At 38.3% G+C, this 23,243-nt stretch carries 20 protein-coding genes, 4 tRNA genes and 1 riboswitch; of the genes, 4 read left to right on the forward strand and 20 right to left on the reverse strand.

Annotated features, from left to right (window positions below):
- A complete protein-coding gene (locus tag ACR30L_RS14045; RefSeq protein ID WP_435234875.1) occupies window positions 1–1,056 on the reverse strand; it encodes a DUF2066 domain-containing protein in 1,056 nt (351 codons plus the stop codon).
- A 337-nt stretch (window positions 1,057–1,393) separates the two neighbouring features.
- Here ACR30L_RS14045 and purM point away from each other — a divergent pair, with 337 nt between their 5' ends.
- Window positions 1,394–2,434: a phosphoribosylformylglycinamidine cyclo-ligase gene (purM, locus tag ACR30L_RS14050; protein WP_435234876.1), complete on the forward strand. Its 1,041-nt coding sequence runs from the start codon at window positions 1,394–1,396 to the stop codon at window positions 2,432–2,434.
- Window positions 2,435–2,444: 10 nt separating this feature from the next.
- Window positions 2,445–3,101: a phosphoribosylglycinamide formyltransferase gene (purN, locus tag ACR30L_RS14055; protein WP_435237913.1), complete on the forward strand. Its 657-nt coding sequence runs from the start codon at window positions 2,445–2,447 to the stop codon at window positions 3,099–3,101.
- Window positions 3,102–3,165: 64 nt separating this feature from the next.
- Here purN and ACR30L_RS14060 read toward each other — a convergent pair whose 3' ends face one another.
- The 7 genes from ACR30L_RS14060 to cobA form a co-directional block, all read right to left on the reverse strand.
- Window positions 3,166–3,843 (reverse strand): LrgB family protein, encoded by a 678-nt coding sequence (locus tag ACR30L_RS14060; RefSeq protein ID WP_435234877.1) that lies wholly within the window; start codon window positions 3,841–3,843, stop codon window positions 3,166–3,168.
- A 1-nt stretch (window position 3,844) separates the two neighbouring features.
- Window positions 3,845–4,255 (reverse strand): CidA/LrgA family protein, encoded by a 411-nt coding sequence (locus ACR30L_RS14065; protein WP_435234878.1) that lies wholly within the window; start codon window positions 4,253–4,255, stop codon window positions 3,845–3,847.
- Window positions 4,256–4,383: 128 nt separating this feature from the next.
- On the reverse strand, window positions 4,384–6,159 hold the full coding sequence (locus ACR30L_RS14070) for a protein kinase domain-containing protein (RefSeq protein WP_435234879.1): 1,776 nt from the start codon (window positions 6,157–6,159) through the stop codon (window positions 4,384–4,386).
- 77 nt (window positions 6,160–6,236) lie between these two features.
- Window positions 6,237–7,664, reverse strand: coding sequence for a NarK family nitrate/nitrite MFS transporter (locus ACR30L_RS14075; RefSeq protein ID WP_435237914.1), 1,428 nt, complete (start codon window positions 7,662–7,664; stop codon window positions 6,237–6,239).
- Window positions 7,665–7,756: 92 nt separating this feature from the next.
- A complete protein-coding gene (gene nirD / locus ACR30L_RS14080; RefSeq protein WP_435234880.1) occupies window positions 7,757–8,089 on the reverse strand; it encodes a nitrite reductase small subunit NirD in 333 nt (110 codons plus the stop codon).
- Window positions 8,090–8,100: 11 nt separating this feature from the next.
- On the reverse strand, window positions 8,101–10,635 hold the full coding sequence (gene nirB / locus ACR30L_RS14085) for a nitrite reductase large subunit NirB (protein ID WP_435237915.1): 2,535 nt from the start codon (window positions 10,633–10,635) through the stop codon (window positions 8,101–8,103).
- A 57-nt stretch (window positions 10,636–10,692) separates the two neighbouring features.
- On the reverse strand, window positions 10,693–11,514 hold the full coding sequence (gene cobA / locus ACR30L_RS14090; protein WP_435234881.1) for a uroporphyrinogen-III C-methyltransferase: 822 nt from the start codon (window positions 11,512–11,514) through the stop codon (window positions 10,693–10,695).
- A 490-nt stretch (window positions 11,515–12,004) separates the two neighbouring features.
- Here cobA and ACR30L_RS14095 point away from each other — a divergent pair, with 490 nt between their 5' ends.
- Window positions 12,005–14,725, forward strand: a complete 2,721-nt coding sequence (locus tag ACR30L_RS14095; RefSeq protein WP_435234882.1) for a molybdopterin-dependent oxidoreductase — start codon at window positions 12,005–12,007, stop codon at window positions 14,723–14,725.
- Here the strand turns inward: ACR30L_RS14095 and moaE are convergent.
- The 12 genes from moaE to ACR30L_RS14155 all read right to left on the reverse strand — a co-directional run bounded on the left by moaE (window position 14,722) and on the right by ACR30L_RS14155 (window position 22,091).
- Window positions 14,722–15,177 (reverse strand): molybdopterin synthase catalytic subunit MoaE, encoded by a 456-nt coding sequence (gene moaE / locus ACR30L_RS14100; RefSeq protein WP_435234883.1) that lies wholly within the window; start codon window positions 15,175–15,177, stop codon window positions 14,722–14,724. The genes ACR30L_RS14095 and moaE overlap by 4 nt on opposite strands.
- A complete protein-coding gene (moaD, locus tag ACR30L_RS14105) occupies window positions 15,178–15,426 on the reverse strand; it encodes a molybdopterin converting factor subunit 1 (protein WP_435234884.1) in 249 nt (82 codons plus the stop codon). It lies immediately after the preceding gene.
- Window positions 15,423–15,920 (reverse strand): cyclic pyranopterin monophosphate synthase MoaC, encoded by a 498-nt coding sequence (gene moaC / locus ACR30L_RS14110; RefSeq protein ID WP_435234885.1) that lies wholly within the window; start codon window positions 15,918–15,920, stop codon window positions 15,423–15,425. Before moaC ends, moaD begins: the two co-directional genes overlap by 4 nt.
- Window positions 15,921–15,929: 9 nt before the next feature.
- Window positions 15,930–16,445 carry a molybdenum cofactor biosynthesis protein B gene (gene moaB, locus ACR30L_RS14115; protein WP_435234886.1) on the reverse strand — a complete coding sequence of 172 codons (516 nt, stop codon included), beginning with the start codon at window positions 16,443–16,445 and terminating at the stop codon, window positions 15,930–15,932.
- Window positions 16,442–17,035, reverse strand: coding sequence for a molybdenum cofactor guanylyltransferase (locus ACR30L_RS14120; protein ID WP_435234887.1), 594 nt, complete (start codon window positions 17,033–17,035; stop codon window positions 16,442–16,444). Before ACR30L_RS14120 ends, moaB begins: the two co-directional genes overlap by 4 nt.
- Before the next feature lie 3 nt (window positions 17,036–17,038).
- Complete coding sequence (moaA, locus tag ACR30L_RS14125) at window positions 17,039–18,019, reverse strand: GTP 3',8-cyclase MoaA (protein ID WP_435234888.1); 981 nt, start codon at window positions 18,017–18,019, stop codon at window positions 17,039–17,041.
- Window positions 18,010–18,169: riboswitch (molybdenum cofactor riboswitch) on the reverse strand. (Overlaps the previous gene by 10 nt.)
- A gap of 61 nt (window positions 18,170–18,230) precedes the next feature.
- Window positions 18,231–19,478 (reverse strand): molybdopterin molybdotransferase MoeA, encoded by a 1,248-nt coding sequence (gene moeA, locus ACR30L_RS14130; protein ID WP_435234889.1) that lies wholly within the window; start codon window positions 19,476–19,478, stop codon window positions 18,231–18,233.
- A gap of 273 nt (window positions 19,479–19,751) precedes the next feature.
- Window positions 19,752–19,827, reverse strand: a tRNA-Asn gene (locus tag ACR30L_RS14135).
- 74 nt (window positions 19,828–19,901) lie between these two features.
- A tRNA-Asn gene (locus ACR30L_RS14140) sits at window positions 19,902–19,977 on the reverse strand.
- Between the two features lie 172 nt (window positions 19,978–20,149).
- Window positions 20,150–20,225, reverse strand: a tRNA-Asn gene (locus ACR30L_RS14145).
- A 174-nt stretch (window positions 20,226–20,399) separates the two neighbouring features.
- Window positions 20,400–20,475: transfer RNA gene (locus ACR30L_RS14150), tRNA-Asn, on the reverse strand.
- 413 nt (window positions 20,476–20,888) lie between these two features.
- On the reverse strand, window positions 20,889–22,091 hold the full coding sequence (locus tag ACR30L_RS14155) for a multidrug effflux MFS transporter (protein WP_435234890.1): 1,203 nt from the start codon (window positions 22,089–22,091) through the stop codon (window positions 20,889–20,891).
- A 109-nt stretch (window positions 22,092–22,200) separates the two neighbouring features.
- Here ACR30L_RS14155 and ACR30L_RS14160 point away from each other — a divergent pair, with 109 nt between their 5' ends.
- Complete coding sequence (locus ACR30L_RS14160) at window positions 22,201–23,178, forward strand: LysR family transcriptional regulator (RefSeq protein WP_435234891.1); 978 nt, start codon at window positions 22,201–22,203, stop codon at window positions 23,176–23,178.
- Window positions 23,179–23,243 lie beyond the last annotated feature (65 nt).

Genomic DNA, 23,243 nt, shown 5'->3' on the forward strand with positions numbered 1-23,243 from the left:
TTAGCGCCAATTAAAGTGTAACGGTTCACTTTGAGAAAGATCCTGCTGTAAATTAGGTTGCGCTAACAACCCATTTTCAAAGCTAGCTATCCCACCATTTACTTTGATATCAACAATCACTTGTGCATTTTGAACCGACACAATTTCATAGGAAGCCACGGAGTTCAATTTTCCTAATAACGCATTAAGCTGGTTAAACTTAGCCAAAGAATTAACATCGCTAATATAAATGGTCTTTAAAAAATTATCGTTTTGATTTTCAAGTACAGCAAACTGATTTGCGTAATAGTCCGCAATATCATTAATCATTTCAGTTAAAAGTAATGCTTTTTCACCCGACGTCGTTTTTTCAATCAGGCGTTGCGTAGGGCTTCCAGATGATGTTGCATTTAACAACGCCCAAGATAACGTCCATTGATGCTCATCTTGCTTTGATAAATTCGCCGAGACAAAATAACCAACACCATAACGCGTTGAAGCAGTTGCAATTTGATCGTAAAAACGCCCTATTACATCGGAAATAGAAATGGCTAAACTATCTTCAAGGTCAATTAAAGGAAACTGAAGGTCAATCCCACGACTATGCTGCTCATCTAACATTGCCCAATCAATTTCTTTATTTTCATTTTGATTCAAGAAATCATCGGAAATAAATTGTCGGCGAGGCTCGTTATCAGTAACCATCCAAATTAAGGTAATCGGACGCGTTGCCCCCCATATGGGTTGCTGAATATTCGTCAGCGCCTGATCAATTTCATTTTTATCAAATACAGCCGTAAAATAACGTTTACCACGGTACATATCATAACTATATTGGGAAATAAATTGATTAATTTTCTCAACCAATAACTGGCTATCGGGTAGTTCGACAATATTCTTATTACCCGATACTTTCACCAACACTTGTTTTAATGCTAATTCTTTTAATACATCTTCATTATGATCTGCGGCAACAATACTTCCTTGATAGGGATTATCAAACTGCCCAGCAAAAACCAGAGAAGAATATAAAAACACCATAATCGATGCATTACGTAAAAGAGAAATAAGTTTCATGAATAAAACAGCCTTTGCCAATAATAAAACAGATCATAAGGAGATCTTATGCTAATGCAAGACGATCTTAACAATTTAGTTAGCAAACCAGTTATTTATCTCAAACACGCTGATAATTTATCCATTATATAAAGAATATCGGGACGTTAATTGACGATTCAAGATCACACTTTAAATATTGACCAAATAGACAACATATTAAACTCAACTAAAACCCCGCAACATCCGATAAATGCACTGATTTGTACCTTGAAGTAGCTTGTCGATAGGTGCTAAAATGCGCGAAATTTAATTCAATAAAAGCGATAATCGCTTTTAAATTTTGCGGGGAATGCAAGTGAGCAACGAAAAAACCTCTTTAAGCTATAAAGACGCTGGTGTTGATATCGATGCTGGGACAGCATTAGTTGAACGTATCAAAGGTGTAGCGAAACGTACTAAACGTCCAGAAGTAATGGGTGGTTTAGGTGGCTTTGGTGCATTATGCCAACTACCAACTGGATATAAAGAGCCTTTATTAGTTGCAGGTACTGACGGTGTTGGTACTAAACTGCGTTTGGCCATTGATCTGAAAAAACATGATACCGTTGGCATCGATTTGGTTGCGATGTGCGTGAATGATTTAATCGTACAAGGTGCTGAACCATTATTCTTCTTAGATTACTATGCAACGGGTAAACTTGATGTTGACGTTGCAGCCGATGTTGTTACTGGTATTGGTGAAGGTTGTGCTCAATCTAACTGTTCGTTAATCGGTGGGGAAACCGCTGAAATGCCAGGTATGTATGAAGGTGATGATTATGATATCGCTGGATTCTGTGTCGGTGTTGTTGAAAAAGCAGACGTTATTGACGGTACCAAAGTTGCTGCAGGCGATGCACTGATTGCGGTTGGCTCTAGCGGTCCTCATTCTAACGGTTACTCCCTTGTTCGCAAAATTTTAGAAGTATCACAGGCCGATACAAGCGCACCATTTGGTGATTCCACGCTTGGCGATACTCTGTTAACACCAACTAAAATTTACGTTAAATCAACGCTTGAATTAATTAAAAACTGTCCAGTACATGCAATCTCGCATATTACCGGTGGTGGTTTCTGGGAAAATATTCCACGCGTATTACCAAAAGGTAGTAAAGCCGTTGTTGATGGTAAAAGCTGGGAATGGCCTGCTATTTTTAACTGGCTACAAGAAAATGGTAACGTCGAAACTGAAGAAATGTACCGCACATTTAACTGTGGCGTTGGTCTAATGATTGTTGTACCAGCATCGGAAAAACAAAAAGCCGTTGAAATACTAACTGCACAAGGTGAAAACGCTTGGGTACTTGGTCATATCGAAGATGCGACTGAAGACGAAGCACAAGTAGAGATTAAATAATCCGATGACAATTCCAGCAACAAAAAAAGTAGTTGTACTTATTTCTGGTAACGGCACTAACCTTCAGGTCATTATCGATAAATTACATAATAGTAAATTAAACGATAACACCGTTGAAGTTGTTGCTGTCATTAGTAATAAATCAGATGCCTATGGTTTAGAACGCGCAGCAGAAGCAAATATCAACAGCCAAGTTGTGCTAAAAACAGCGGATATGTCTCGTGATATGTACAGCAAAATACTGGGTCAAGCAATAGATACATATCAACCTGACCTTATTCTTATGGCTGGTTTTATGTGTATTTTAAGCGCACCATTGGTGAATAAATACCAAGGTAAAATGCTTAATATCCACCCGTCTTTATTACCTAAATATCAAGGCACAAAAACACATCAAAAAGCGATTGATGCGGGTGATAAAGAGCACGGTGCAACGGTTCACTTTGTTACGCCAGAACTCGACAGCGGCCCGACTGTATTACAGGGTAAAGTCCCAATTTTTGCAGAAGATAGTGCTGAAGAGTTAGCTGAACGCGTGTTAACACAAGAGCATATGATTTACCCATTAGCAGTAAAATGGTTTTTATCTGATCGCCTTAAAATGGTGAATGACCAAGCATTTCTTGATGGTACTTTATTATCAGAAAATGGATATGCAGCTGACTAACTTCAGTATTTAATAGCCATAAAAAAGCCGAAGTTCACTTCGGCTTTTTTATACAAGATACTTTTTAATAAAGAATTGAATAAAAAAGAGGCATAAGAAGCGCAGATAAAATAGCACAGAGTATCAGTGCAACAGATGAAAATGCACCCGCTATACTATCAACTTCCAACACTTTAGCTGTCCCTAAGGCATGAGAAGCACATCCAATCGCAATGCCTCTTGCTTGTCTGTTAGTCACCCCGACAAGTGTTAGAAAGCTCAAACCAATACTTGATCCAATAATACCAGCAAAGATCACCATCGCAGCCGTTAAAGAGACGATTCCATGTAAGCTTTTACTGATCTCCATTGCAATGGGCGTCGTAACAGACTGTGGTGCAAATGAAGCAGAAGTTAACATATCTGCGCCAAATAACGGCATAATATAAAAGGCGCTCACAAATGCAGTGATAACAGAAAGCAAGCAAGCCAGCAGAATATGATTCAGCTTCTCTCGTAACATATGTAACTGTCTATATAATGGCAAGGCCAATACAACAACGGCAGGCTCTAATAGAGCAGTCAAGGGATAGGTGCCTAGTTTATACTGTTCGTAATCTAAATTAGGCAGATAAATAATTAACACCAAAAAAACAATAGACAATAAAACTGGGTTTAAGATGGGCCAAGGTTTAATCATATAAAGGTATCGGCAGGCGAAAAATACTAAAATAGTTAAAGGTAGTGATAAATACAGGAACATATTAACTCTCCTTTTTTTTATCTAAAAATTGAAAAAAGTGCCCGACTAACAACATGATAAATAGTGTTGTAAATAATAGAGAGCAAACAATCGCTAACCAATGTGTTAGAAGTAAATCTAAATAATTAACCAACCCAGCACCAATTGGAATAAATAAAAGCGCCATATACCTTAATATAAAGTCGCCGGATAAGGTGATCCACTCCGCCTTCACTAAGGGTGTTGAAAGCGCGATAAAGAGTAAAATCAAACCAATAATACTAGCAGGAAATGGCACAGGTAAATAAGCACTAATGAGTTTCCCTAAAAAGAGAAAACCCATAATAATTAAAAATCCCCTTAAAAATTCAAGAATCCATTTTGTTATTTTTACGGAGCGAGATTGCGAAGAAGAATCAGATAACTTTGTCATAATAATTTACGGAGTTTAAACAGGTTAAGCCTAATAATACTGCATTCTTAACACATTCACTAACTGAAATTCACGAAGACGCATTTTCTGAATAAGTTAATTCATACAAATAGCATTCGCTAATCAAATTAATTATTTAAAAGTACAAATTCAATAATAACAACAGCCAATAACACCACTGAAACACCTTTCCAAAAACTAACAGGATCACGTTCAATAAGAGGAAGTTGCACTTTATTTTGTAAAAGTAAAGGATTTGGCGTCGCTAAATCCGTCGTAAATTCACTCAATGCTTGATAACGTTGCCCAACAAGCGGTGCCGTCGCCTTCTCAAAAACAGCATCAATCCAATTGGGTAAGTCTTCTCTAAATTGTGTAATCGGACGATAATGCCACTGCATCTCACGTACCCGTTTTAATGATTGAGATTGGAGTGACTTATAGGGAAATTCGCCGGTTAATAACTCATATCCAATCACAGCGATTGAAAATAGATCTGAAAATGTCGTCGCTTTATGGCCATTTAAATATTCAGGGGCAATATAATCCGTTGCGCCTAATGGTTGATCATCGGCAGGCACAACAGCAATTTCATCTAAAGCATCAATTTGAACTGTACCAAAATCGATTAATTTAACGGAATTATCAGCTAGAATCATAATATTTTCAGGTTTGAGATCACGATGAACTAAGCCAGCTCGCTGAAAAATTCGCGCACAACTAATGATATTATTTATAATTTCGCGGGCGACGCTTAAAGTAGGCTTAGGATTATCAAACATCCACTGCCTTAAAGTAATACCTTCAATATTCTCACAGATATGATATAAAAACGGCGAAGATTTTATCCGTGGAAAAATTTTCATAATACGTGGGTCCGCTAATTTACAACCTACCCAGCGTTCCTTAGAAAATCCATCTAGGTAAACCATATCATCGGCAAAACTTTCCGACGGCATTTTTAATACAACCCGTTTCTGACTCTGTTTATCTAAAGCAAGATATATATGACTTCGCGCCCCCTGATGAATCACTTTCTCAATAATAAAGTGATCTATTTCATTATTGCGTTGTAAAGCCGGTGGAATAGTTAAATGTGTTAAACGTTGATATAACTCGTTCGCATCAAGGGAGGGAAGATTGGTTATTTGCACCAACAAGCAAGTTAAGTTATCAGTACTTTCACGCTTTTTCGCATCTTTAATAATATTTTTAGCAATGTCCTCAAGCTCCGATGACGACAATATTTTATCTTTAAAATCGGCTAAATGTGTTTCTAATTGTGCTTCATAAAGCCAATCATGAACACCGTCCGTAGACAGTAAAAATAAATCGCCAACCTGTAAATCAAGACGCTGAAAATCGACATCAACATGATTATCCATGCCAAGTGCTCGAATTAATACACTATTACTACCATATACTTCGCGCACATGATCCGTGGTCAGTCGCTTTAATTCACCATTTCGATAGCGATAAATTCGGCTATCGCCGACGTGACAAAGGTAAGCATGTGCAGACTTGAAAATAATGCCACTGAAAGTAGTAATCAGTCCATTATGACGTAGTTCATTTTCATTATTTTGTTGGTAAAGTGCATTATTAAGGGAGGTTAAAACATCACTAACCGCCATTTTAATGCTCCAACTTTCAGGCTTACTGTAATAATCAGTAATAAATTGATTAACACTCTGCTTACTGGCATGTTGACTCTTATCACTACAACTCACGCCATCGGCAATCGCCGCCACTATTCCTTTGTATTTTTTTTCTGAATGTAAGGTTGGCTGTTTTATTGCGAAGGCGTCTTGGTTAATATCACGCGTTCCGATGTCAGAATAACCACCAGTAGAGAGGGCTAATTTTTGAATGGTTTTTGATTGGTTATTGGCATCTTTTTTCATAGAATAAATTACTTTCCCTGTAATGCAAACGCAGCAAATTAATGCTGCGTTATGCTGGTTATAACAAATAATATTAGTTAGTGACTGACATCAATCATTGTCACACTACCATCTTCATTGACTTCTGCCATTTGCCCTTTAGGTTCAGCCATTAACGATAATGTCACTAAACCAATGAATGCCGTTACTGCAATCACATAAAAGAACGTTTGATAGCTTACAAAGGACAGAACAGTTAAGTAAACAACCGCACCAACATTACCATAAGCGCCGGTCATCCCTGCAATTTGTCCCGTCATACGACGTTTAATAAGCGGTACTGTAGCAAACACCGCTCCTTCGCCCGCTTGCACAAAGAAAGAACACAGCATAGCAGCGACAACCGCAATCCACAATGTCCATCCACTTGTGATTTGTGCCATCAATAAATAACCTAATGCGAGCCCTGCTGTCAAAATAACAAGCGTAATTTTACGACCAAACTTATCGGAAATCCAACCACCGCCTGGACGTGAAACTAAATTCATAAATGCATAAGCAGAAGCAACCATCCCCGCAACAACAGGTGTCAATTCAAAGGTTTCTAAGAAAAACAATGGCAACATAGAAACAACTGCCAGTTCAGAACCAAAGGTTGCAAAATACAAGATATTTAAAACCGCTACCTGTTTGAATTTATACTGATGAATTTCAGGAACAGGTGTAGTAAATATATTTTTATTAACCTTCCACACTTGTGACCATTCATAACCATAGATACCAACAAGGATGGCATAAATAAAATACGTCACTTCAATTGAAATCATATTGATATTAGTTGGTGATAATTTCCATGCTAATAATGCCAACGCAGCGTACATTGGCACTTTCATTATTAACAACAGAAAGAAATCGCCCTTAGAAGTGACTTCCATTGCAGTTAAATTTGCCGGTTTAAAATACGTAGACCCCTTTGGAGTATCGCTAATATTGACATAAAAAACACCCGCAAAGATAAGACTCATGATACCGGTCACCGCCATTGCATAACGCCAACCATCTTCGCCACCAAACATCAAAGCAATTGTCGGTAATGTGAATGCAGCAGCTGCTGAACCAAAGTTGCCCCACCCGCCATAAATACCTTCAGCAGTACCTAATTCATTATGCGGAAACCATTCAGAGACTAAACGAATACCAATAACAAAACCGGCACCAATAAAGCCCAAAGCAAAACGCGCAATAGCAGCTTGTGTAAATGTTTGTGCAAAGGCAAACATAAAACAAGGAATTGCACAGATAGCTAACAAGGCAGAATAAACAATACGAGGCCCGTATTTATCGGTTAATGAACCAATAATAACCCGAGCGGGAATAGTTAAAGCGACGTTTAATATAAGTAATGTTTTAATTTCTTCCGTGGTCAAGCCAAGTGTTTCTTTTACTGCATGCAATAAGGGTGCAAAGTTAAACCAAACAGCAAAAGTAATAAAAAATGCTATCCAACTTAAATGTAGTATTTTCATCTTTCCGTTAAAAGAAAAGAGATTAAAAGTAGATTTTTCCACAACGTTATCCTTTAATAAAAATTTATAATTGAGCTGCGTAAACTAAGTTGTTAAACCGCTTGCTTTAATTGAATTTGATCATTCTCATTTCGAATTTGATAAACTTTTAACGTATGCTCGGGCGACTCTAAACATTCGCCGGTTTTTAAATTAAAGTGTTGTTTATAAAGTGGTGAAGCAACATACATTTGATCCTGCAAGGAAGCCATAATCCCGCGAGATAACACACTCACCTTCGCGATGGGATCCACATTACTCACCGCATACAATTGTTCGCTACGTTTGCAATAAAAAATAGCAACATGCTCCTTTTCAAAAAGTGCACAAATACCCGTATTTGGAGTCAGATCTTGATACTGACAAACCGTTGTCCATTCGCTCATAGTCACACCTATTATTTGCTTAATTCTAAAATTTGGATTTTTTCATCTACCGGAGTAGCAGGAATGCGTTGTTTACGTTCACGTTTAAATGCAAGGTGCTCATCAATTTGATCACTATTAATAAATTGTTTAAAGCGTTTCAGTTTCTGAGGATTACTCATCGTGGTTTTCCATTCACATTGGTAATTATCAACATTACTTTGCATCGCAGCTTCAAGCTCAGCATTAATATTCAACTTATCATCAATCACCACTTGTTTAAGGTATTCCAACCCACCTTCCAGATTCTCTAACCAAACCGAGGTACGTTGCAGGCGATCTGCCGTGCGAATATAAAACATTAAGACACGGTCAACGTATTTTACTAATGTCTCTTCATCTAAATCTGATGCCAATAAATCTGCATGACGAGGACGCATCCCGCCATTACCACAGACATATAAATTCCACCCCTTATCCGTTGCAATCAGGCCTATATCTTTACCCTGTGCCTCGGCACATTCACGCGTACAACCAGAGACACCAAACTTAATTTTATGTGGCGAACGTAAGCCTTTATAACGATCTTCAAGTTCAATGGCAAAACCGGCACTATCTTTAACTCCATAACGACACCAAGTACTACCAACACAGGATTTTACCGTGCGTAAAGACTTACCGTAGGCATGGCCAGTTTCAAAACCAGCATCAATTAATTGTTGCCAAATAAGCGGTAACTCATGTAATTGCGCACCAAATAAATCGACACGTTGCCCACCGGTTATCTTGGTATAAAGGTCAAATTGTTGTGCAACTTGTCCGAGTACGATTAATTTATCCGGTGTAATTTCTCCACCAGCAATACGTGGAACAACGGAGTAAGTACCATCTTTTTGAATATTACCAAGGAAGATATCGTTACTGTCTTGCAGTTCCATATGCTCATCTTCAAGAATATAATCATTCCAAAATGACGCTAAGATCGATCCAACGGCTGGCTTACAAATCTCACAACCTAAACCATGACCATGTTCAGACAATAACTGATCGTAACTTTTTATTTCTTTAGCTCGGACAATATCGGCGAGCTCTTGACGTGAATATTCAAAATGCTCACAAATATTATTGTTTACTTCAAAGCCTAAATTCGCTAATTCAGCATCTAAGACTTGTTTACTTAATGCAGCACAACCACCACAACCAGTAGATGCTTTAGTCGCATCTTTAAGGTCGCCCATTGAACAACAACCTGCAGCAACTGCGTCCTTAATATCACCTTTAGTAACATCAAAACATGAACAAATTGCCGCACTATCAGGCAATGAATCCACACCAAGCCCCGCACTATCATCATCACCAGTGCTTGGTAAAATAAGTACCGACGGATTAGCGGGTAATGTCATATCATTTAATAAAATTTGTAGCAGCGATCCGTAAGCTTCCGTATCTCCAACTAACACCGCCCCCACTAACTTCGTTCCATCTTCAGAAACAATCAAGCGCTTATAAACCTGTTCTACTTCGTCGTGATACGTGTAAGACTGCGCGCCGGGCGTTTTGCCGTGTACTTCACCAATACTGGCAACATCAATGCCCAGCAACTTCAATTTGGTGCTCATATCAGCACCAGTAAATTCAAGTGAATCACCTTTAATATGCGCTGCTGCAACCTTAGCCATTTGATAACCTGGTGCCACTAACCCGAAAATAAAGTTGTTCCATAATGCACACTCACCAATCGCATATACATTTTCAATGTTGGTTTGGCATTGATTATTAACAACGATACCGCCACGTTCACCGATAGTTAAATCAAACTGACGCGCTAATTCATCTTGAGGACGAATACCCGCAGAAAAAACAATTGTATCGGTTTCTAAAAATGTCCCATCGGCGAAATTCATTCTGTAACGACAGGTTTCCCCCGTCACTATTTCCGTTGTCGCCTTTTCAGTATGAACTTGCACACCGAGGTCTTCAATTTTACGACGCAGTAATTGCCCACCATTGTCATCAAGCTGAACGGCCATCAAGCGAGGAGCAAATTCAACCACATGTGTTTCTAAACCAAGATCCATGACGGCTTTAGCGGCTTCTAGCCCTAATAACCCACCACCGACAACAACACCAACTTTACTGACCTTACCCGATGCTGTAATTGCCTCAAGATCATCAATTGTTCGGTAAACATGACAATGTTCTTTATCATTACCGGGAATAGGCGGCACAAAGGGAAAAGATCCCGTTGCTAAAATAAGTTTATCGTAAGCTTCTACACGACCACTTTGAGTAACGACTTGATTATTTGCAGTATCAAGCTCAATTACTTTGTCATTTAACACAAAGTTAATACCATTTTTATTATAATAATCAGCATCAGTTAAGGCTAAATCATCGGCACTTTTGCCCGAAAAGAAACCACTTAGTTGTACACGGTCATAGGCCAATCGAGATTCTTCCGAAAAAGTAATCACATCGTAATCGACGCTATCGTCATTGATTACGTTATCGATAAACTTATGGCCTACCATGCCATTACCAACTACTACAATGCGTTGTTTTGTCATCATTAATACCTTTGCTGTTGTTAATTTAAATTGTAAATTATGTTTGTGGTTAGTCGTCTAGGCAGACAAAACCGCACTATGTGTTATTTTCTCGTATACCGATGTATTCATCTCAACCCACTGTAATTGTTCCGAGAGAGAAACCACCTCACCAACAATAATCAACGCAGGAGATTTAACCTGCTGTTCAACCACTAATGCATTCAATTCCGTTAATGTTCCGGTGATCACTCGCTGATCTGGGCAACATCCATTTTCAATCAAAGCCACAGGAGTATTACTCGCTAATCCAGCCTGTTGTAATTCAGTTTCAATAAGTTGTGCTTTACTTAATCCCATATAAAACACTAGCGTATGATTTAGGTTCGCCAATGCCTGCCATTTAATATCGAGCGTTTTCTCTGCATGTGCCGTGACAAACGTACAACCTTGAGATAACCCACGATGCGTCAGTGGAATACCTGCATAACTGCTGCATCCTGCACCAGCGGTTATACCTGGAATAATATCCACATGAATACCTGCGGACTTAAGCATTAACATTTCTTCACCACCGCGCCCAAACACAAAAGCATCTCCCCCTTTTAATCGACAAACATTCAAACCTTGCTTAGCTTTCTTGAGTAATAATCGATTAATTTCATCTTGGGTTGAACTATGTGCCCCTTTAATTTTTCCAACATAAATGGCTTCGCTGCCTTTAGGAAAAAGCGCTCGAATACGCTCACTAACTAAATTATCAAAAATAATGACATCGGATGTTTCAATACTACGTAATGCTTTAATAGTCAGTAAATCGGGATCCCCCGGACCTGCACCTACTAAGGAAACTTGCCCTAAACTACGCTGCTGCTTTTGTTTAAATCGACTGATACTCATGGGCGACAAGCTCTCCGTTAAGCTATTTATACTGTTAGATGCAAATATCTTTATTACATCTTGTTATTAATCCATATCACAAATATAAAATTAACATTTAATTAACAACTAGCAACTGATGTGCCAAAAAATTATAAAAATCAAATAAACAATAAAAACACATTAAAAACATACGCTTAAACATAATTGTGAATTTAATTTAAGTATTTAAGAGACTAAATTCATGATATTGATCACAATCACGCCCGATAAATGAGCAAGACGCACCAAATTAATACAAAAAATTAACAAACGGAAAACATTATTACTTTCTTTAAAAGAAACAATAAGAAACAGCCACAACAAAAACAGTAAGCAATTGTTTTACAAACATTTATTTATTTATGATTTAATATTAAAAAACAAAAAATAATGGTGTGTTAATTGCTTGGTATATATTAAGTTACAATTTATTAACATATATTTTTAAGTAATATCTAAGAGAGGAAGCATGACGATTAATAAAAGCTTATGGACTAAAACGACCTGCGCTTACTGTGGTGTTGGTTGTGGTGTTGAAGCAAAGTCCAATGCACAAGGCTTACTCGATATTCGTGGAGATAAAGAGCATCCAGCCAATTACGGTCATTTATGCTCTAAAGGGTTAGCGCTTGGTGAAACCGTTGTTCACGAAGGACGCTTACTCCATCCGGCTATTGATGGACTGCGAACTGATTGGCCAACGGCCATTAGTCATATTGCGGCACAATTCTCTCAAACAATTAAAGAATTCGGGCCTGATTCCGTCGCTTTCTATGTATCAGGACAATTATTAACAGAAGATTATTACGTCGCGAATAAACTAATGAAAGGCTTTATTGGTAGCGGTAATATTGATACAAACTCCCGTCTTTGCATGTCATCAAGTGTCGCAGGCTATAAACGCGCCTTTGGTGAAGATGTCGTGCCTGTTTGTTACGAAGATTTAGATACAACGGATATGGTGGTATTAACCGGCTCAAACTTTGCCTGGTGCCATCCGGTCTTATTCCAACGCTTAAAAGCAGCGAAGCAAGCACGTCCGGAACTATTTATTGTTGTTATTGATCCACGCAAAACCGATACCTGTGATATCGCCGATCTATATTTACCAATTCAACCCGGCGGTGATGTTGCCCTTTTTAATGGTTTATTAGCACACCTTGCACAACATAATAAAATCAACAAAAATTATATCGAAACCTATTCAGATGGTTTCGATGCTGCATTAGATAGCGCAAAACAAGATTGTGCGGATCTCGATGATTTTATTAAACGCACGGGTATCAGCCATAAACACCTGCAAACCTTTTATCAAAAATTCAGTGATACTGAAAAAGTCCTTACCATATACTCTCAAGGTGTGAACCAATCTTCACAGGGAACCGATAAAGTAAACAGTATTATTAACTGCCATATCGCAACAGGACGTATCGGAAAGTCGGGTATGGGACCATTTTCGATTACCGGTCAACCTAATGCAATGGGTGGGCGTGAAGTCGGCGGTCTAGCTAATATGTTAGCCACACATATGGATTTTAATAACCCCGAACATCATAAATTAGTCAGTGATTTCTGGAGTACGGACCGACTAGCGACAAAACCTGGATTAAAAGCAGTGGATCTTTTCGATGCCATTGATGAAGGTAAAGTAAAAGCTGTTTGGATAATCGCAACCAATCCCGCCGTAAGCTTACCAGATACCCAAAAAGTAATAAGAGCGTTAAAGAAATGCCCACTTGTTGTCGTATCCGATTGCATCAAAGATACCGATACAGCAAGATTGGCGAATGTCTTATTACCAGCACAAGGATGGAGTGAACGTTCAGGCACAGTAACAAACTCAGAACGTAGAATTTCACGTCAGCGTCGTCTTTTACCTACGCCAGGCGACGGAAAGCCCGATTGGTGGGCAATAAGTCAAGTTGCACAAAAGATGGGATTCAATACTGCCTTTGATTATCTCCACGAAGGACAGATTTTTGATGAATATGTAAAAATGACCGCGATTGGCAATGAACAAGGTAAAAACCGCGCATTAAATCTAATCGGTTTAGCAAATCTTGGCAATGAAGGTTATCACAATCTACAACCTCAACAGTGGCCAGTGAGTGAATATCAAACAGAAGTGGTGCATAAACGCCTATTTAGCAATAATCATTTTTTCACTGAAAACGGTAAAGCACAGTTTATTAGTGTCAGCCATCATCGCCCACAGAGTCAAACTACTGATGTTTTCCCATTTTCACTCAACAGTGGACGCATTCGAGATCAATGGCATACGATGACTCGAACCGGTCTATCAAGCCGTTTAAGTGCGCATAAAACAGAACCTTTTATTGATATCCATCCAGAAGATGCACTTGCAGCAGGTCTAATAAATGGGAATTTGATTGAATTAAGTAGTGAATATGGGCAAGCCGTTGTACGTGTAAATATTTCAACACAAGTACAACCCAAACATCTTTTTATGCCAATTCATTGGAGTAGAACCACCAGCAGCCAAGGTAATGTTGGTGTGCTTATCAAACCAAATACCGATAAAAACTCCGGACAACCTGAATATAAACATACACCGGTAAGTATTAAAAAATGGCAATATAATAGTGAAGCAATGTTACTCACTCGCTCTCCATTAGACCTCAGTGAGTTTGGCTATTGGGTAAAACAAAAGGTTGAAGCCGGCTATTTATATCGCGTCGCAGAAAAAATAACACCGACTCAGCTAATGAAAAAATGTCATGCCCTGCTTCAGCAAAATAAAGGTAAAAACTTAAATTACTCACCAAGCAGTAATAGCACAACACCGATTTATCGTTATGCCAATATTCAACAACAGCAAATGCAAACGGCCTATGTTGTCGGTCAAGATTTGCAACAACAGGAACTTGATTGGCTACAAACCTTACTCGATGAGCAAGTGGACGCAACCGTAGAGCGTTCAATTATTTCTGGTCAAGTCGAAGGAAAACTCGCGGCGGGCAAAATAATCTGTGCCTGCAAACAAGTCGGCATTAATACTATTAAAAATGCTATTCAAGATAATCAACTGACTAGCGCACAAGGTATTAGTGAGTGTACGGGAGCTGGTACCGGCTGTGGTACGTGTATGAGTGAAGTGGAAGCCATTTTAATGGAACATTCTGCAGAAACAATAACACAGGAAAATCCTGTGCAATATATTGCAGTTTAGTCTTTTTTCCATTTAAACAATGCCTGAGAATCACTTTCTCGGGCATCTACCCAATAACTTTCCCCCTGCTCATTTGCCTCTTTTTTCCAAAAGGTCGCCTTTGTTTTTAGGTAATCCATAATAAATTCACAACTCGCAAAAGCTTCCTGACGATGTAAACTCGCCACACCCACCAATACAATTTGATCCTGTATTTGTAATTCTCCAACGCGATGAATCACAGTACAATCCAATATATTCCAACGGGCCTTTGCCTGTTCGACAATATCCGCTAAGCATTTTTCTGTCATGCCAGGATAATGCTCTAGGGTCAATGCCGTGACGGTTTCACCTAAATTACAATCACGCACTAATCCAGAGAAAGTAACGACAGCCCCCACACTCGACTGTTCTCGCAATTTATCGTATTCATCCTGCAGGCTAAAATCTTCCTGTTGTACCGAAATTAACATTTATCCTCCAGTTACTACGGGGAAAAAAGCCACTTCATCGCCATCTTTTAATGCGCAATTACTGCTAACCATTGTTTGATTGATTGCCATCATTAAAGATTTTGTATTAAGTGCTTTATTCCAAACAGTTCCCTGCTTAATCAAGTTCGCTAACAAACTATCAAGGTCTGTATTATCTTGATTAGTAACCTGTAATTCACTTACACCTAATTGATCACGTACACTAGCAAAAAAAAGCACTTTAATCATGATAGCTCCTTATTTTCAGGTGCATGAAACTCTCCTGATTTACCACCTTTTTTCTCAAGTAACTTTACTTCAGAAATAATCATATCTTTTTGCACCGCTTTGCACATATCGTAGATAGTTAATGCGGCCACGGAAGCGGCTGTTAAAGCTTCCATTTCTACGCCCGTTTTTCCTGAAAGTTTACATAAACTGGTTATTCGCACTCGCTTTAATGTAGGTTCAGCAACCAACTCAACTTCCACTTTAGTTAACGCAAGCGGATGACAAAGTGGAATAAGATCAGCTGTTCTTTTTGCCGCCATGATCCCTGCAATACGGGCCGTTGCAAATACATCCCCTTTATCGTGATCACCATTAATAATAAGCGCAAGCGTTTTTTCTGACATCAACACATAAGCCTGTGCAATCGCCTGACGCTCAGTTATTTTTTTATCTGACACATCAACCATATTAGCTTGCCCATCTTGGTTAATATGGGTAAATTTTTCAGCCATCAGTCAGTCCTATTGCCCAATGTTCGGCATAAAATTACACGGTTTATGGCGAGAATCTAATTGTTCTTCCAATATTTTCGTCCATGCTGTTTTGCAAGCACCTGTTGAACCTGGCATACAGAAAATAACAGATTTATTGGCAAAACCAGCGAGTGCTCGACTTTGAATGGTAGAAGTACCAATTTCAAGATAAGAAATATGACGGAATAACTCACCAAAACCTTCAATTTGCTTATCAAATAAGACAGAAACGGCTTCCGGCGTTGTATCTCGAGCAGTAAAGCCTGTTCCACCAGTAACAAGAATAACGTCAATATTTTCAGCAGCAATCCAAGCCGACACGATAGCGCGGATTTTATATGGATCATCAATTACAATTTGTTTATCGGCAAGTTTATGTCCCGCAGCGCTTAAGGCTTTAACAAGGTACCCACCTGATGAATCGGTCTCTTCAGTACGTGTATCTGAAACCGTTAATACGGCAATATTGGCGGGTTCAAATGTACTACTTGCATGATCACTCATGGTTTATCCTTATATTCAGGTAAATTATGATAGGTATATAAGCAATTATCCCACTCTTCAGGGGTATTACTATTTTGAAAACGAAAAGACTGCGCCGCTGCACAATCTACACCTTGCAGACTAAAGGTGGTAAATAATCGATATAAAGAACGTGCTTTTTTATCATTATCGAGCATTATTGCAGATAAATAATCTTGCACAGCTCGATTCAAAGGTAAAATAAAGGGAAATATTGATGCTTGGTAAAAAACGCCTTGCGGGTATTGTGTCAATTTATTTAATAAAAACGTGCATTCGGCCAAGCTTAATAATGGCATATCGACGGGAATAACAAAAATCGCATCAAAGGTTGCCGATAAAGATTCAACACTGGCATGAATCCCCGATAAGGGACCTAAATGACGGTAAATATCAGCAATGCAATTATAACCGGGTTGTTCACCACTCACAAAGACAGCGTCTAATGAAAGTTGTTCGAGTAGACTAACCGTCCTGGCTAATAGCGTTTTATTCTCAAGAATTAACTGTGTTTTATCCTTTCCCATTCGAGACGATAACCCACCAGCCAGAACAACGCCTGCAATCTTCATTATTTATCCGCCAATTGACGCTAAATGAGGAGTGCCACCAGTTTGCCCAAGCGCTAAATAATGACTAATTTTTTTATCGCCAAGAGAAGCAATAATTCGTGCTTTTAGTTTTTCTTTGTCGTCGGGCGAACTTAATAAATCGCGTAAATCAATCCCTTCTTCACCGAATAAACAGAGATGTAAACGCCCTAGTGATGACACTCTTAATCGATTACAGTTTTCACAAAAGTTTTTACTGTAAGGCATGATTAAACCAATTTCACCTTGATAATCGGAGTGCGTAAACACTTGCGCAGGGCCATCATGGCTAGAACGTACTTTTTGAATCCACCCTGCATTCAATAATTTTTCTTTAATGGATTGTCCAGAGATATGATATTTATTGAAGAAATCACTATTATCCCCCGTCTGCATTAACTCAATAAAACGCAGTTGAATGGGTTGCTCTTTAATCCAATCAATAAATAATTCAAGATTATTATCATTCAGGCCTTTCATTAAAACACTATTAATTTTGACCTGCGAAAAACCAGCCAGTGAAGCAGCATCAACACCATCCATCACCTTTTGGAATATATTTTTCCCGGTAATTAAATGAAAAGTTCTTGCATCTAAACTATCTACGCTGACATTAATTGCACTCAATCCGGCATCAAACCAGTTCTGTGCATTTTTCTTCAGATTAAATCCATTTGTCGTTGTTGCAACTTTAACAATACCTGCAGTATTAGAGACAGTTGATATGATACTTGAGAAATCTTTTCGCAAGCTAGGTTCGCCACCGGTGATTCGCACTTTTTTAGTGCCAAGTTCAGCGAAAGCAGAGACTAAATTTTTAATTTCAGCTTCACTTAAAAACTGTTTTTGATGAGTACGCTGATATCCATCGGGAAGACAGTAATTACATTTAAAATTACATTCATCAGTAATAGACAGGCGCAAATACTCAAACTTCCTATGGAAGTTATCCGTTAATTGTTGCATCGTAAGTTCCTTTCCAAACACGGGAGGCAACGTTATTTCTAACATTACCCTTCTTAAGACCAACATTCAGGTTGGTTAAGCGGCTTGAGATGCATATCTATATTAAAAAACATAAACTTAGCAAGACAAAGCTCGGAGCTATTGTTTTGTGTAGCATGATAAATTAGCATTAACCTAGTTGACCAGTCAATTATTTAACCATGCAAATTATTTAATTTAATAAATGTGTATAAGGCTCAATCGTTACCGTATCTCCGGCAGACACATTGCCACTTTCCTGAGCAAGTACAATAAAGCAATTCGATTGGCTCATCGAGCTTAAAATACCAGAGCCTTGTTTACCGGCACTTTGTACCACAACACTTCCTTGCTCATTCACTCTATAATAACCTCGTTGAAAATCAGCACGTCCAGGGCGTTTTTTTAAATTGTTTTCAGTGATTGCATTAAAGCGAACTCGCGGTTTACTGGTGATCCCACTTAATTTTTCAATCGCAGGCACCGCTAACTGATAAAGCGTTGCAATTGAAGCAACGGGATTACCAGGTAAACCCAAAAAGACACTGTTAGGTAAATGTCCAAAAGCAAAGGGTTTACCAGGTTTTATTGCTAATTTCCAAAAACTAATACTGCCAAGTTCGTTTAAAATATCTTTAACAAAATCAGCTTCACCGACGGACATTCCACCACTACTAATAACAACATCTGCTTGTGCATCCGCTTGAATAAAAGCAGCGCGCAATGCATCTTTATCATCTTTTATTATGCCTAAATCAATAACTTCAACATTTAATCGTGAAAGTAACGCGACCATACCATAACGATTACTATCGTAGATATCCCCATTATTAAGCTCTTCACCAACGGTTTTCAATTCATCACCGGACGAAAATATAGCAACATTAAGTTTGCTAAATACATTAATTTTAGCAAAACCAAGAGAGGCTAATAGTGGAATATCTCGAACTGTCAGTTGGTGACCTTTAACGAGCACACTTTGCCCTTTTTTTAAATCTTCACCTTCGAATCTAACATTATCGCCACACTTAGGATTATGGTTAAAAGTAATTTGCTTACCATTTACCTCAACTTGCTCTTGCATAACAACGGTATCAAGCGCACTAGGTAACACTGCCCCTGTCATTATACGGATACATTCTCCAGCAGCAATATCACCGAGATATGGAGCCCCCGCCATAGATGTACCAACAAGCGTTAAAGAAACTGGATTATCTTGACTACAATTTTGCAAATCAAACTGTGAAAGCGCATAACCATCCATTGCTGAATTGTTAAATGGCGGCACATTTAAGGGTGACAACAAGTCTTCGGATAATGCATAACCGAGTGAATCAGATAAAGGTAACGTGATAGGTTTACATACATTTTTCAACTCATTCAACATATTTTCTAATGCCAACGCTAACGGCATCAAACCAGGTACATCACAACATCCCATCTTTTTTGTCCTTTAAAATAAAATATATTTTATTGTGACGCTTTCAAGCCTTGAGTGCAATGTAAAGACTCAGAATGAAAAAAATTGCAGGTTATATTCTTATATTACGACGCTTATTTTTCGAGGGGGATACCAACTACATTAAATATATGATTTCAATTTTGCTCAGAAAAATGATTTAGCTTGAGGAAAAGTTGATATAACATTAAACCATGCATTTTACAGATAAGATACAAACAAAAAAGCCTAGGTCAATGACCTAGGCTTTAAATGTGGCTCCTCTTGCTGGGCTTGAACCAGCGACACACGGATTAACAGTCCGTTGCTCTACCAACTGAGCTAAAGAGGAATTATTTTTACTTAAATCTTTATCGTGTTTTCACACGTTCAATCTCGACTAATCATAATCAAAACTGAATAAAGTGGCTCCTCTTGCTGGGCTTGAACCAGCGACACACGGATTAACAGTCCGTTGCTCTACCAACTGAGCTAAAGAGGAATTGTTCTTTCAACTGATAATCCGTTTAATAATGAATTAACAGTATTCTCTAATAGCTCTACAAACCGAGCTAAAGAGGAATTGTTCTTTCAACTGATAATCCGTTTAATAATGAATTAACAGTCTGCTTACGCTTTTAGTTTTGACTAATCATAATCAAAACTAAATAAAGTGGCTCCTCTTGCTGGGCTTGAACCAGCGACACACGGATTAACAGTCCGTTGCTCTACCAACTGAGCTAAAGAGGAATTGTTCTTTTTAACTGTTAATTCGTTTAATAATGAATTATCAGTGTTCTCTAATAGCTCTACAAACCGAGCTAAAGAGGAATTGTTCTTTTTAACTGTTAATCCGTTTAATAATGAATTAACAGTCTGCTTACGCTTTCAGTTTCGACTAATCATAATCAAAACTAAATAAAGTGGCTCCTCTTGCTGGGCTTGAACCAGCGACACACGGATTAACAGTCCGTTGCTCTACCAACTGAGCTAAAGAGGAATTGTTCTTTTAAACTGTTAATCCGTTTAACAATGAATTATCAGTGTTCTCTAATAGCTCTACAAACCGAGCTAAAGAGATATTGTTCTTTCAGCTGTTAATCCGTTCAATAATGAATTAACAGTATTCCTTTACAACTCTACAAACCGAGCTAAAGAGACATTGTTCTTTTTAACTGTTAATCCATTTAGTAATGAATCAACAGATTTTCTAGAAGCGCCAAAATTGAGCTTAATAGAAATACAAATTTTATCAAAAATACTTTTTAAGATAGAAGTATCGAAGACGGAGCGCAGTATATTTTTTGCTATTGTTTCTGTCAACAAAAAAGGTCGATAAAAAGATTGGTTGCCGATAAATCAAGCAACCTATCACAAATAACCTTCATACCACATACCAACCCTAGCTATTTACTAAGGTTCTAATTGCTCAAGATGCCAATGATTAAAGCGAGACATAAACATAATCGCCAATAAGCTTACAGCAACAATACCGACTAACAATATAATAGAATCAGGCCCACTTAAACCTATTTTTTGAACTAATCCTGATAATAATGCAGCACCACTCATTTGAATGCATCCTAACATGGCTGTTGCGGTACCAGCACGTTCACCAAAAGAACTAAGTGCCATACTGGTTGCAGGGCCCAGCAATAAAGCAAAACCAATACATAAAATCATCATGGGTAGCATAAAATTAAAAGCAGCCATCAATCCAGTATTGATACCATACTCTTGTGTAACATAAAGCGATAACGCAGATAAAAACAAACAAAATAATGCAATGATGACAGTAGGACGATTACCAAATTTTTTCATCACAAAGGGAGCAACAAAACAAGCAATAATATTAATGGCTGCATTTAAACCGAATAATAAGCTAAAAGTAATTTCAGAAACACCAATATGATTAATCAACCAAGTCGGCGCATAGGAGACATAAGTCAAAATTGCTGCCATGCCAGCCATGCAAGTTATTGCATAAAAAAGAAAATGCGGATCCTGAAGGACTGGTTTAAAACGTGCCCAATGATACAGAGAACCACTGCTATCGGTTGAAGTCGGTTTTGTTTCTGGTAATCGAAAAATAACCAAAAGTAAAACGATAGTTGCATATAAAGCCATGACTAAAAAAGTTGAACGCCAGCCAAACTGTAACGCTAACAATCCCCCTAGTGTTGGCGCCAATGCCGGAATAATACAAATCATGCCATTTAAATAACTATAATATCGTGCCCCTTCTTTAGGGCTAAAACTATCCCTTACTGCGCTAAAAACAACAATAGAAGAAGAACAAGCTGCAATGCCTTGTAATACACGAGCAGTTTGAAGCCAGCTAAAATCCTTTGCGATCACAGCAATAAAACTGCTGATGATATAAAGCGAAATACCTGCAATTGCAATTGGACGACGGCCATAACGATCCGCAAGAGGACCTATTAATATTTGTCCTGCCCCCAATGCAAAGATAAATAAAACAATCGTTGACTGCACTTGATTGGCGGTAATATTAAATTCAGTTGCCATAATCGGCATAGATGGTAAATAAATATCAATGGCCAAGGGACCAAGTATTACCATTGGCATTAATATCGATAGAATATTGTTGCGCATTTTTTTCCTCTATAAATAATGTAAAACTTAACGGTGTGTAGTTTACGCAAATGTTGATATGAATCATAATGGCATAATTTCAAAAGCTAATTTCCTTTAAGGAATAACTATGAATATTGACAATCTTGCTAAAATTGACCTTAACTTATTAGTGACCTTACAGGTATTACTCGAAGAGGAGAGCGTCACTCGTGCTGCAGGACGTTTACATTTAAGCCAGTCGGCCTTAAGTAAAAGTTTAAACCGTTTGCGTATTACTTTTGGTGATCCACTTTTTTTACGCAGTGCCCACGGACTAAAACCGACTACGCATGCTTTATACCTAAAACAACAATTACCAACTTTACTGCAAGGATTATATCAAGTCACACTGCCATCGGACTTCACTCCGGGGAATAGCCAACGTCACTTTACCTTCTCGATGATAGAAAGTGCCTACGAAACGTTACTCCCCTACTATATAGGGCCATTATTAAAGCAAGCCCCCGAGATCATTTTAGATGTCTATGGGTGGACTGAAAAATCAATGCAAGACTTACAACAGGGGCAAATTGACTTTGCCATTACCGCGAGAGACCTTCATCCTATTTCTGACTATCGACTCAATAACCTACCAGAAGGCATCACTCAAACACCTTTATTCACTGATCAACAAACCTGTTTAGTACGTAAAAATCATCCTATATTATCTATGCTCAAAAATAACACTTGGGATATGGAAGCTTATTTAAACATGTCACACATACAAGTACGTTGCGAAGGAAAAGAATGGTGGGCCTTAGACTACCACCTTGCCGAGCTCAATCAGCATCGCCACATTAGCTGCACACTACCCGATTTCTATGGCGCTAGTAGTGTTTGTGCCAACAGTGATTTGATCTTTACCTTGCCCTCTAAATTTGCCGAACATGCGCAAAAGCTTCATTCATTAGAACAACTACCCTTACCAATAGAATTTACCTCCATGGTATATGTGTTGTTATGGCATAAACGTAACGACGATGAACCTGGACACAAATGGATACGTGAAACCATTTGTGGAAATGTGGCCAAAGCCATTCATTTATCCAGCAATCTAACAGAGTAAAAAACAAACAACTTAATATGATTTTTTAGAGATTCTTTAAGCGACTGTTATTACTGGCCTTTTGC

This window comes from Psychromonas saccharinae (assembly GCF_051201515.1).
Taxonomy (GTDB): domain Bacteria; phylum Pseudomonadota; class Gammaproteobacteria; order Enterobacterales; family Psychromonadaceae; genus Psychromonas.